Source organism: Secundilactobacillus kimchicus JCM 15530 (genome assembly GCF_001433995.1).
Classification (GTDB): domain Bacteria; phylum Bacillota; class Bacilli; order Lactobacillales; family Lactobacillaceae; genus Secundilactobacillus; species Secundilactobacillus kimchicus.
In genome coordinates this window covers 1-13,310 of the sequence record NZ_AZCX01000008.1, presented here as the reverse complement: position 1 = coordinate 13,310, position 13,310 = coordinate 1, and the positions used below count along the sequence as shown (strand labels likewise).

Annotated in this window: 5 protein-coding genes; all 5 read left to right on the top strand. The window is 50.9% G+C overall.

Features of this window, described 5'->3' with window-relative positions; genetic code table 11:
- Positions 1-20: 20 nt before the first annotated feature.
- Complete coding sequence (locus FC96_RS09445) at positions 21-827, top strand: AzlC family ABC transporter permease (RefSeq protein WP_056942821.1); 807 nt, start codon at positions 21-23, stop codon at positions 825-827.
- A 9-nt stretch (positions 828-836) separates the two neighbouring features.
- Positions 837-1,181, top strand: coding sequence for an AzlD domain-containing protein (locus FC96_RS09440; protein WP_056942820.1), 345 nt, complete (start codon positions 837-839; stop codon positions 1,179-1,181).
- Positions 1,182-1,503: 322 nt separating this feature from the next.
- The gene (locus FC96_RS09435) at positions 1,504-3,105 is read left to right on the top strand and encodes a glycosyltransferase family 4 protein (RefSeq protein WP_056942819.1); all 1,602 of its coding nucleotides are present in this window, start codon (positions 1,504-1,506) and stop codon (positions 3,103-3,105) included.
- On the top strand, positions 3,105-4,619 hold the full coding sequence (locus tag FC96_RS09430; protein ID WP_054661005.1) for a glycosyltransferase: 1,515 nt from the start codon (positions 3,105-3,107) through the stop codon (positions 4,617-4,619). Before FC96_RS09435 ends, FC96_RS09430 begins: the two co-directional genes overlap by 1 nt.
- A gap of 29 nt (positions 4,620-4,648) precedes the next feature.
- A partial coding sequence (locus FC96_RS09425) for a KxYKxGKxW signal peptide domain-containing protein (RefSeq protein WP_056942818.1) occupies positions 4,649-13,310 on the top strand: 8,662 nt, incomplete at its 3' end.

The following is a 13,310-nucleotide window of genomic DNA, read 5'->3' as shown; positions in this document are numbered from 1 at the left end:
TGGCACGATGACGCTTTGTGATGGAGGCATTATTCTTGACTAAACAAGTGCCAGATCCAAATGAGCCACGGTGGCGTCGAACACTGCAAATTTCGATGCCGTTAAACTTGAGCTACGTGCCAATTGGCCTAGCTGCTGGTGTTTTATTGCATGCGGCTGGGTTTAATACGCTGTTGACCGCATTGGTTTCCGTGGTGATTTTCTCCGGTGGCGCGCAATTCATGATTGCTTCAATGTTGACAATCAATGCGCCGCTCCTATCCATTGTTTTAATGCTCTTTTTCCTGGAGCTTCGATACGCCTTGCTTGGTTCTAGCCTTTCAAAATATTTGAGGGGCCAGAATGAGGGCTTTTTATTCTTTTTTGCAGTTTCAATGAATGACGAAAACTACGCCGTAAACTATTTGAAGTTTGCGACGGATAAAAAATGGACGCCGACTGACGCTCTCCAAGTGGAGCACTGGTCGTTGTTGTTTTGGTCTGTCAGTAACGTGATTGGGAGTTTAATTGGCAGTGCGCTGAAGATTAATCTCGACGTTGTGCACTTTGCGTTAACCGCGTTGTTCTTGTACATGATCATCATGCAGGTTAAGAGTCGCTTGGCGATTCTAGTTGCCTTGATTTCAGCGGCATTAGCCGTCTTTTTCCTGATGCTGACTAAGAGTACGTTAGGATTAGTCATTGCAACGCTGATTGCGTCGTTTCTCGGGTTCGCACTTGAACACGAACTTCGCGTCCGGCGACCGAAAAGTCGGTTCTTATGGCGACTTCACAGTCCGGGCAGTGGTGGCGAACCAGTTGAAAATGCTAGTGATGAAAGTTTGTAGGGGAGCAATATGGACACAGTAAACACTTGGAATACGACGCAACACTTTTGGCTTGTTGTACTGGGCTTTTTTGTGGCTTTTGCCCCCCGGTACATTCCAATCAAAATTTTTACCCAACGTAAGATCCCAGAGTGGTTCAACGAGTGGATGAAGTTTGTGCCAGTCTCGCTCTTTACCGCCTTAGTGGTCAAAGATTTGTTTATTACGGCCACCTATCAATTTGACCCGATGGCCCACCTACCGGAAATTATTTCGGCCATTATCGTGGGGGTCATCGCTTACTTTACCCGCTCAATGGCGATATCGGTTGTCATTGGATTAGTTAGCGTATTCTTATTAGCAATGCTTATATAATTTTATAATATAAAACGCTCATCTCAAACCTTGAGATGAGCGTTTTATTTTTTTGAAAATTTTAAAAAAACACGGGACATATCCCTTGTTTTTCTAGTGACAAAATCGTATTATTGTTTGATTGAAAGGTTTAAATTTTTGCTCAACAATATCAGAATTGTTAGAGTGTGTAAATTTTCCGGAAATTGATTTTCGAGAAAGGCGACTATTTAGTTGCTTAGGACGGGTAGAAAGTCAGCTAAATATACATAAATAGCGATTGTTAGCTGCAAGGGGAGAATGCGAGTAAAGGGGAGAATGCGAGTAAAGGGGAGAATTTATCATGTTTTTTCATGTTAATGCAACAATGCCGCGACAGAAATCGGGGATTGAACACGCTGAATTAAAGCGGTTCAAATTGTTAAATGGGCACGGTGTTGATTCACGGGTGATTTTGCGAGACTGGGATCCAAATGTTCACTATAACGCTAATGATGCGGGAATTTCAGATGATCAACTCATTAATATGTTTGACTACTTTCAAGAGGCGACTCACGTTTCGGCTAAAAAGCTGCACGTAGGTGACCTCGATTTTGGCGTTCTCCATACCAAAAACGAGTGGGAAGCGGGCCACAATCGTTACCTTGTGACAACCCGGTCAGGGCAGCTGGTGGCTAGGGTTAACGTTGATGCCACGGATGATCAACGGGTTGTTTCGACTGAATTATTCGACGGCTTTAACAATCTGTATCGGGTGGACCAGTATGACCGTCGTGGTTTTGTTTCACTTAGTCAGTGGTATACGCCGGACAATAAGATTGGGACAGAAACTTGGCAAACACCAAGTGGCCGGACTGTTATTGAGAGCTTTAACCGAGCCAATGCAGTGGGCGAAACCAATAAATCTGGTTGGCGGTTAACAGATAAGCAGGGCAAAGTCTGGCAGTTTGATTCAATTGAGTTATTGACGTTGCACTTTTTTGACTGCCTGAATGACGACTTTTGGTCGGATGATGAACCTAACATCTTCGTTCTCGATCGTGGGCACCTTGGTGATTGGGGCCTCTTACACTTAAAGCGACCGGCCTACGTTGTGATGCATTTACATAACTCACATGCGGGGGACGCGCAAGATCCGATGCATTCGGTTCTCAATAACCACTACGAATTCTCGATGAATGCGCTGGATGAGTACGATGCGGTCGTTTCTGCGACGCATAAGCAGACTCAAGACGTTATTGCACGGTTCCATCCGAAAACGGAACTCTTTACGATCCCAGTTGGCGTCGTGCCAAACAGTCAACTGCAAGCGCCACGGGTCCCGGTTAAGGACCGGACCTTTGGCAAGGTGGTGGCGTTTGCCCGAATTGCTTGGGAAAAGCACCTTGACGACCTTGTTCGAGCGGTTGGTATCGTTCATCAGACCGTTCCAGAAGTTAGCCTTGATCTGTATGGCTACGCGGACTCTTCGGACAACTATAAAGCCCGTCGAGCCGTGGAAGCCGCCATCAAAGACTACCACCTAGAAGACGTTGTTTCGATGAAGGGGTACACAACCGACGTTGGCAAAGTTGAAGATTCTGCGATGATGTATGGGCTAACGTCTCGAATGGAAGGATTTAATTTGGCCATTATGGAAGCCATCTCACATGGCCTGATTTCATTTACCTACGATGTGAACTACGGACCAAACGAAATTGTGGAGGATGGGGTTAACGGGAACGTGGTCCCTTATGAAAATGTTCAGGCCTTGGCGGATGCAATGCTTAAGGTTTTGCAGGATCCGGACTTAGCCCAGCGGTATTCAACGGGGGCTTACGAATCGGCTGAACGGTATTCAGATGCGAATGTGTGGGCGGCTTGGCAACGCTTGATTGCCGATGCCCAACATAAATGGCCCACTAAGTTAGCGGCCTTACCAAATCATCAGGAGGTGCAAGACTAATGAATTATTTTGTCAGTGAAAATATCTTCGCCTTCAATTCAGGTACAGAGCATAGTCAAGCGAAGCGGACCCGGTTGTTTAATAAAATGGGGGCTAATGCGAAATACGTGACGCGGGACTACAACCGGTTTCTGGCTCGTGATGCAGTAGCACTCGGATTAGACCACACCCAGGTCCTGAATATGTACGATTTCTTTCAGGGGCGCACCGATACAGTTCGCGTTGAACAGCCGCTTCGGTTACTAAAACAAATTCCGCTAGATCAATACCACATTGTGTCAGACAATCCAAACTACTCAGTTATCCAACATGCCGGGGTTCCAATCGCACGAGTTAATGTGATGCCAGCAACGGTTGGATTGGTTGGTGACATTAGCTACTATGATCGGTTTGGCAATACGACGGTTCGGGAAAATTGGGATTGGCGGGGGTTTAAGTCCTCAATTGATTACTTCCATCCAGACGGCCAACTTGGGGTTCGCAAGATTTTAAATGCGGCTGGAGATACGGTCATTGAGATTACGCATATGAACGTGGATGGCAAACTTCAAGCCACCATGTGGAAGTTGCTGAATTACAAAGGGCATAACTTTCGATTTAACACCGAAGATCAACTATTTCTGTTTTTCCTGAATGAACAGTTGATGACGGATCCGGAGTCACTTGTGATTTCCGACCGTCGGAGTCTCGATTACGTGGTGGCAGACGTCACAGCGGTTCACAATAAGTGGGCCTACCTTCACGACATTCATATCGTGGATGAAAAGGAGCCACTTAAAGGGCGTTTGTTTGAAGCTTACGTTCCGGTTCTGGAGTCTCGAGCAAAAGATTTTGCTGGTGTTTTTGTGGCAACAGAGGCCCAAAAGCAAGATATCAAACGCCGATTCCCCAAGTTGACCGTTGTTGTTGCCCCGGATACGGTAGTCGAGCAACCACGCCTAGATGAGGGGGTACCAGCGGCGTCGAGCGAGGCGCACCACATTTTATGGGTCGGTCGGCTATCGCCAGAGCGCCGACCGGAAGAGGCGTTAAAAGCGTTTGCGACCGTTATTAAGAACGTGCCCGATGCCACCTTAGAGTTCCGCGGATACCCGGTTAGTGCCACGTATTTAACTGAACTGAAGCAGTTAGCAGACAAATTAGGAGTGACCGAGCACGTGACTTTTGACGAGTATGTGACGGGAGACGCGTTAGCAAAACGCTATAAAAACGCAGCCGTGCTACTGCAAACCGCAAGTGGGGAAGGCTTTGGAATGACTGTTACTGAGGGGTTCAGTTACGGGGTCCCAGCCGTTGCTTACGATGTCCGATACGGCTTAAAAGAACAAATTCGTGACGGCGAAAACGGCTTTTTAGTTCACGATGGGAGCACCAGTATTCTGGCCGCTCGGTTGACGGAAATTTTGACCAACGACGCATTTAGACAGACAATGCGCCAAGCTGCATTTGACACTGCCCAAACGTATGGGGAGGCAACTGTATTTAAGGCCTGGCAGCAAGCATTCGGTAGCTAGGGAAGGCTACCGCGAGGGGGATTACATCTATGTTTATGCACCTACAAAATTTAAAACGCGAAAAAGGGGCCAAAAACGGCCATTTTAAAATGTATAAAGCTGGTAAAAGCTGGATATTTGCGTCCGCTTTTTCGGTTGCTTTAGCCTTGGGTGTCGCAACGGCACCAACGGCTAAGGCCGATACTGTGGCAACTTCTAGTTCAGAAGTGGCGCAGAGTAGCCAGGATAGTGAGTCAGCGAGCGCTCAGCTTCAGAGTAGCGACACCGTGACGTTGGCGCCTGGAGAACAGACCGATAGTGCACCGGTTTTGAATGGCAGCACTGGGTTAGGCGATATTATGCCAGCAAGTGCTCCAGATTCTGGTACAGCGACTCAGACTAGCAGTGAAACAACAAGTGTCGTACCAGCAAGCAGTACAAGTGTAAGTTCGGCAACGAGTCAGTCAACGAGTTCGGCAACTACTGATGTTGCCTCATCCTCGACTGAAACCACTCAATCAGGACAAACTGGCAGCCAAGATTCAGGGCAATCCAGCTTGTCCACTTTGGCGTCCAGTGAAGCAACGCAGGGTAGTGTGGAAAAGTCTAGTAACCTTTCTACGGCCTCAGTTGCAGTAAAATCACCGCAGACTAAAATGTTGCGTGCCGCTAGTACCGGTGTAAGTGCGAGTTCCGCTGCAGCTACTTCTCAAGCAATATCTATGGCCATCTCACTTGCTTCGATGGTGGCCGAAGTCACCAGCCAGGCGTCACAAGGACCTAAAGATGCTACGAGTTACGCCAGTGCTGCCAGTGCAGCGGTCAGTCAAATTAGTGCGGCTGCTAGTTCAGCGGCAAGTGCCTATGCTGAGATTCAGAAAATATTGGCCTCCAATGCAAGTAATGCTGCGGTTCAAAGCGCAGCATCAACCGCTAGTGCGGCAGTTGATAGTGCTAATTCACAGTTGAGTGCTGTAAAGTCCACAGCGGTTCAAGCGTCTTCCGTAGCTGCGGCCGTATCGAGTACGGTTGCTTCAACTTCTAGTGCAGTGGCAGCTATGAGCCAAACGAATGCTATTGTTCAAATGCAATACGTTGAGCTTCAAAGTATGGCCGTTTCGGGAAATCAAAAGCAAGTGGACGCCGATACTCAGGGCATTATATCGCTGGTTAACACACAGATAACGCCCAGGTTATCTGTGTATCAAGCGGCGAGTACTGCACTAGACACTACGATTGAGACGGTTAAAGCAGCTGCTGACGCTATAGCCGCTCAGAGCACGGCCGCTGCCCAGGCCAATCAAACCGCTCAAGACGCTTTAAAAGCGGCTCAAACAGCGGTTGCTGCAATACCAATTTTGGAATCTGCGGCTGCCGCTTCAACGGCCGCTTCGTTGGCTAATTCGAATGCTCAGGAAGCGTTATTGAGTGCGGCGGATAACGTGACAGCTGCAAGTAAAGCGGCTTCAGAAGCTCAGAAATCAGCGGCTGCTGCTAAAAGTAGTGCAGATGCCGCTTCAGCGGCTATCCAAAAAAATGATACTGCTCAGATGGACAGTGCTGGGCAGTATCGACCAGCTACTAGCATTGCCTTAGATGAGCTAAAAAAAGCCCAGGATCAAAGTAGCTCAGCCGCAGTTGCTGCGAATAATGCTAAGGCAGCGGCGGATAGTGCCGCTGCAGCCTACGCCTCTGTTAAGAGTGCAGCAGACTCACTAGCAGCTAATGCGGCAGCTGCCTCATCTGCAGCAAGTTCTGCGGTTGAAGCCGCAAACGCTGGTAGCCTAGATGATGCAACTAAATACTACGGTGCGGCAAGTGCAGCGGCATCCGAGGCTGTGGCAGAGTCGCAGACCGTTACCGCTGGAAATCAGACCATCAGTGATGCGACGGTCAGTGCGACAACTGCCGCTCAAATTGCTAAGACAGCAGCAGATGCTGGTGCAGATGCGAGCCAAAAGGCAATCGACGCCGCGATAACGGCTGATGTCAATAAGGCAATTGATGACATTCGGTCAGACGTGAGTGCTAATGGAGATGAAATTGCAGGGTATTTAAAGCAGGCCAGTGAGTCAGCTGATTCAGTTGCTACGATTGCTGGATCAACGGTTACAACAGCTGGTTCAGTTGCTGACAATACGACAATGGCGTCTTCGGCAGCTGGGAGCGTTGCAGATTTACTGAAGAATAACCCAGACAATCCGATTATTGTCGAGGCAAACAGCGAGGCACAAGCAGCACTGAGTGAGGCATTGGTTCAGTCAACTGCAGCGGCGAACGCGTTATCATCTGCTTCGGCAACAAATACATCTACGGCGGCATCTGTGAGTGATGCGCAGAAATATTTAACGAAACATAACGAATATGCTGACGAAGCGCTGGCAAACATTGATCCAATCAAGGATTTATTAGCTCAGGGGAAACTTGAAGAAGCTCAGAAATTAGCCCATGACACATTACTCATCATGCGGGGGGACGAGGATCAGGAAGATCTACCCTCCGATTTTGATAACCGGCTTGGGGCATACGACGCTAGTGATGCGGCTTCTCAAGCAGTAAAAGCGGTACAGCCTGCGTTTGACGCAACTGTGAGTGCCTTAAAAGCTGCGAGCGCTGCTAACGATGCCGCTCAAGCGGCTTTGAAAAAAGCCCAAGCCGCAGTTAAGGATACTGAAACGGCTAACAGTGAGGCTAACACTGCTTCCGAAGGTGCTCAGCAGTCTAAAGACGCCTCTGACTTGGCTGCAGCATCGGCTAGCGCGTCGGATACGAATGCTGCTAAGGCAGCCAGCGAAGCTAAAGATTCTGCTAAAGCAGCTGGGGAAAGTGCAAAATCGGCTGCGGCGGCCAGCGACGCCATTCAAGACATTGTTAAGGACAACGCAGAAAACGCAACGGTGACCAGTGCGGCTACCACGGCACAACAAGCAGTTTCGGATGCCAATGCGCAATCGACTGCGGCCTCAACTGCAGCCTCAACGGCGGCAGAGCAAGCAGCGATTGCAAAACAAGCAGCAAGTGATGCCGCAGCGGGCGCGGCGCAAGTGACGACGCTAAACCAGCAAGCAAGTACGGCGGCTCAAGCTGCTAAAGATGCGGCGGCAAAGGGCGATACTGCCAGTGCAACTGACCTCAATAAGCAGGCCAAAACAGCAGCCGACTCTGCGGCAACGACTGCGGCGACTGTAACAGCTGCCAATGAAAAGGCAGCTGCAGCAGAAAAAGCAGCTCAAAACGCGGCTGCGGATGCTAAGAAGGCTGCTGAATTAGCAGAAACGGCAAACCAGCAAGCGCAAAATGCTTTGACGGCCGCTGAAAGTGCTGCCAAGTCTGCTCAAGCGGATAGCGATTCTGCAGCAACGACCAGTACTGAGGCAAGCCAGGCCGATGATGTTGCAACGGCAGCACGAACGGCTGCTCAAAGCAGTGGCACACAGGCAAATAAGGCCGCTGATGACGCTGCGGCTTCAGCTCAGCAAGCCCAGTCTAGTGCAGACGCTGCAACAACAGCCTCTGAAGGGATCAACGATCTGTTAACAAGTCACGGATCAAATGCCACAGTTGCCAGTGCTGCAAGTACGGCAAAAACAGCGGTTGATGATGCAACTGATCAGGCTCAAAGTGCGGCTGCTGCTGCTTCTAGTGCAGCTACAGCAGCTAAAAATGCGCAAACGGCAGTTGATAAAGCAAATGCTGCAGCAAGCAATGCGCAGGATTTGAGCCAACAAGCGCAAGCAAAGGCTGATGAAGCTAAGAAAGCAGCCCAAAAAGGACAAACTGACTCGGCTAGTTCGTTAAATCAAGCGGCTGCTGATTTGGCAAGTCAGGCAACGAGTGCGGCTAGCGAGGCCGAAATCTCAGCTAAGGACGTTGCGACTGCTGAAAAGCAGGCAACGGATCAAGCGGCCATTGCAAAACAAGCCGCTGACGATGCGGCAGCGGCTCAGGCTAAAGCTGAGCAGGCGCTAAATGATGCCAAGCAAGCAGCTGGTGCTTCTGATCAAGCAATCAAGGATGCCGGGACCCAATCAGAAGCTGCTCAGACAGCTGAAACCAACGCTAATTTAGATTTAACATCGGCGAACGCTGCTAATACAAATGCAGCACAAGATGTCTCAGACGCAAATCAAGCGGCTTCTGACGCAGCAGCCAGCGCAAAATCGGCGGCTCAGGCTAGTGATGCCATTGACGCGTTGCAAAGTAGTCATGCAGAAAATGTAGCGATTGCCAGTGCAGCCACCACCGCGAAGTCGGCCGTCACCGAAGCCAACCAACAATCTGCTGCAGCCCAATCCGCAGCAGATGTCGCTAAGACAAAGGCTGACCTTGCTTCTAGCGCAGCAGCGACTGCAAAATCAGCTGCAGATCAAGTCGAAACGCTTAATCAAACGGCTCAAGAAGCTGCTAAAAATGCTGAGGCTGCGGCAAAAACAGGTGATTTAAAGGGTGCTGAAAATTACACGGCAACCGCTTCGGCAGCTGCCAGTGAAGCAACCGCTGCTGCTCAAATAGTAGCTGACCAAAACACAGCGGCCCAATCTGCCGCAAATGAGGCAAAATCAGCTGCGGATGATGCAAAGACGGCGGCTGAAACGGCCGAAATAGCTAACCAAAATGCTCAAAAAGCGCTAACAGATGCTCAAGAAGCGGCTGAAACGGCGCAAACTGGGACTGATTTAGCGGACCAACAATCCGAAGCTGCTCAAGAAACTAAGAATGCAGCAGACCAAGATCTGACAAGTGTTACAACGGCCAATACAAATGCTGGCTCAGATGCTGCCGATGCTAAAACGGCTGCGGAAGGGGCTGAAAAGAGTGCAACGTCGGCTGCGGAAGCAAGCGAGGCCGTCAACCAAATCGCTGCCTCAAACGCCACAAATACGGTTGTGGCTGATGCCGCAACAAAAGCAACGAGTGCTGCAAAAGAAGCGGCAGATCAATCTGAAGCCGCTCAACAGGCAGCAGCAGAAGCTCAAAAACAGGCTGATATTGCTCAGGAAGCCGTGTCTGAGGCGAATGAAGCTGTCAAAACTGTTAATGACATGAACCAGGCTGCAGCTAGTGCGGCAGCTGATGCTAAGAAAGCAGCCGCGACAGGCGATACGATTGGCACAGCTACAAATAATGACCTGGCTTTGTCTGCTGCCAACGCTGCAGCAGAAGCCGGCGCATTAGTTGCTGCTGCTAAGGAAAAGGCGACGACGGCTGAAACTGCTGCTAAAGCCGCAGCAGATCAGGCCAAAGCGGCTTCAACGGCGGCTGATCTGGCTAACCAAGCCGCCCAAGCCGCTTTAGCGGCAGCCCAAACGGCAGCAAAGAACGCCCAAGAAGGGGCAACTAAAGCAACTGATACTACTAGTAACGCAAACAAAGCGAGTGAAGCAGCTGGCACCGATTTAACTGCTGCTCAAGATGCTTCTCAACGGGCGAATGATGCCGCAGATGCTGCCCAAAAGGCGGCTGACGCAGCTAAGGCCAGTTCAACCGCAACAGAGTCGGCAGCTGACGAAATTGTTGATTTATTGAAAGATAATCCGGCTAATCAGACCGTCATTAAGGCGAATGAGACGGCCAGTGCTGCAATTGATGATGCTAAAGCGGCTAGCGCTGCCGCGTCAACGGCGGCCGAATCCGCTAAAACTGCTGCTGACACAGCAGTTAGTGAAAGTCAGAAGGCCTCGGCGGCAGCTACGGAAGCCGCAAATGCAGCCCGAGCAGCTATTACGGCAGCTGAGGCGGCAACAAAAGCAGCCAACAACGGTGACGTCACTGAAGCAGATCGACTAAACGCATTAGCAAGTGCCAGTGCTGAATTAGCAGAAACTGCTGCTGAGAAAGTTGCAACTACCAATCAGGCCGCTCAATCCGCGGCTGACGGTGCTGTAGCAGCTCAACAGACGGCTGAGGCGGAAGAAGCAAAAGCGGCAGAGGCGCAGAAATCTGCTGAAGATGCGTTAAAAGCTGCGCAACAAGCAGTAGCAGACGCAGCAACGATTACTGATAGTGCCGCGAAGGACGCCGCCGGGGCAGCTGCTGATTCAACAACTGCCAAACAATCTGCTTCTACGGCTGACAACCATCAACAAGCCGCTGATCAGTCGAAATCTACAGCTGATAGCGCAACAAGTGCTGCTAATAACAGTAGTGAGGCTGCTAGTTCGGCCGTAACAGTAACCGATCAATTGGCTTCGGAAAATCCCAATAATCCAATAATTGCAAGTGCTGCAACTAAGGCAGATTCAGCAAGCCAAACTGCTTCAAGTGCAGCAGATCAGGCACAGTCAGCAGCCAGCGCTGCGGATAGCTATTCCAAGGATGCCGATTCAGCGGCTACTGCAGCTAAAGTGGCCTCAAACGCGGCTTCTACCGCCGCTGATACTGCAAGTGCTGCTGCTACCGCGGCAAGTTCATATGCGGCTGAAGGAGATTTAACAAACGCTAATTCTCAGGCCACTACTGCTCGGGTTGCGTCGGTTGCTGCTTCAATCGCGGCTAGCAACGCGGCTGCTAAGGAATCAGCTGCTTCATCTGCCGCTGCTAAAGCGGCAAGCGCAGCTGATGATGCGAACGCTGCTCAGCAAGCAGCATCAAACGCAGCTGAAGTGGCGAAGAATGCTGAAGAGGAAGCTACTCAAGCTGCGCAAAAGGCTGGGGATGCAGCCAGCACGGCTTCTGAAGCCACATCGACCGCTGATGATGCGAACGTTTTAGCAACTGACGACGCTGCTTCAGCGGCATCCCACAAAACGGACGCGTCCTGTTCCGCTGAGCTAGCTTCTGAAGCTGCCAGCGCGGCTACTAGTGCGGCTGAAATTGCTAGTTCAGCAAGTTCATTAACGGATCAGCTGGCAAGTGAAAATCCGTCTAATCCAACGATTACAACGGCTAATGAAACAGCTTCGAGCGCTAATTCAACTGCTCAGTCCGCTGCTATGGTGGCTGACTCTGCTGCTACGGTGGCTTCAGTTGCCGCTTCGACGGCGTCAGATGCTGAATCGGAAGCTGCCTCTGCCGCTGCAGTGACGACGAGCGCCGCTAACGTTGCGAGTGAAAATGCCTCCTCAGCAAGCGAGGCTGCGGCTATCGGTGATACCGATCTTGCGTCAAGCTACGCTTCAAACGCTAATTCTGCAGCCGTCACTGCTTCCAGTGCAGCGACTGTGGTTAGCGATGCAAATAGCAAGGCCGCTAGCGCAGCTTTAGTGGCTTCCAGCGCAGCGAGTGAGGCAGTTAGTGCAAAGGAAATCGCAACCACCCAAGCGAGTGTTGCTTCCAGCGCTGCTGCCACTGCTACCAGCGCAGCAAGCGAAGCGAGTGCAGCTACAAGTGCTGCCGTTTCGGATAGTACGGCAGCTGATTCAGATGCCACAACTGCTAGCGAAGCCGCTAACAATGCGGATGCCGATGCCTCAAACGCTGCCTCAGACGCCACTCGGGCTTCGACCGCGGCTAGTGAAGCAACAGTGAGTTCAACGGCGACTAGTAACTCAGTCGACCAAACGAATAGTCTGGCGTCAGCCTATCCAAATGATAAGACAATTAGTCAAGCAATTGATGATGTGACAGAAGCTTCAACGGTGGCAAGTCAGGCAACGAGTGAAGCAGAAAGTGCCGCTTCAGATGCTGCCAGTGCTGCTGCAAAGGCTAAGAGTGAGGCGGCAAAAGCTTCAACTGCTAACGATGAAGCAACCGCTGCCAGTGCAGCAGCTTCCGAAGCAACTAAGGCAGCAAGTGAAGCGGCAGCTAGCGGCGATACTGATGCCGCAAGTAGCGCAGTGGCAAAGGCTTCCAGTGCTGCAAGCGTGGCTTCAACTGCTGCTTCTGAAGCGACCGCTGCTTCAACTGCTGCTAGCAGTGCTGCTTCAGATGCTTCAACGGCAGCTGATAAAGCAGAAAGTGCTGCTTCAACCGCTGCCAGTGCAGCTTCTGCGGCCAACGATGCCTTTTCAATGGCAAGTAGTGCTGCCAGCAATGCTGATGCGGCCAAATCAGCTGCGGCAACTGATGATAGCAATGCCCAGAGCAATGCATCACAAGCCTCAACGGCTGCCTCCAATGCAAGTTCGGCAGCGACTGGTGCCAAAGACGATTCAACAGCTGCCTCAAATGCAGCTTCTAGTGCTGCCAGCGAGGCATCAGCAGCCTCAAATGCAGCCAGTGATGCTGATAGTTTAGCCAAGGATAATCCAAGTAATGCCAATATTTCGGATGCGAACTCAACGGCCAGTTCGGCCTCAAATGATGCTTCAAGCGCAGCCAGTGATGCTGATAGTGCCTCAACCGCTGCATCTAACGCAGCCTCGACAGCTAGTGAAGAAGCAAGTAAGGCGTCAACCGCTGAGGAGCAAGCATCAAGTGCGGCGTCAGAAGCATCAAGTGCGGCTTCCGCAGCCAGTTCAGCAATTGCAGCAGGCGATAGTTCAGCCGCTTCAAGTGCGGGATCAGCAGCCTCCAGTGCTGCAAGTGTGGCTTCAAGTGCTGCGAGTGCGGCTAACAGTGCCTCAACAGCAGCAAGTAAGGCTTCAGATGCTGCCTCAGACGCTGCATCGGCAGCTTCAAGCGCTGAAAGTAAGGCGTCCAGTGCGGCGTCCACAGCTTCAAGCGCAGCGAGTCAAGCAAGCTCAGCTGCGAGTGTGGCCCAAGATACCTCAACGGCCACGAGTAACGCTTCAGATGCCTCAAGTGCTGCGGCAGGTGCAAGCGAAGCGGCTT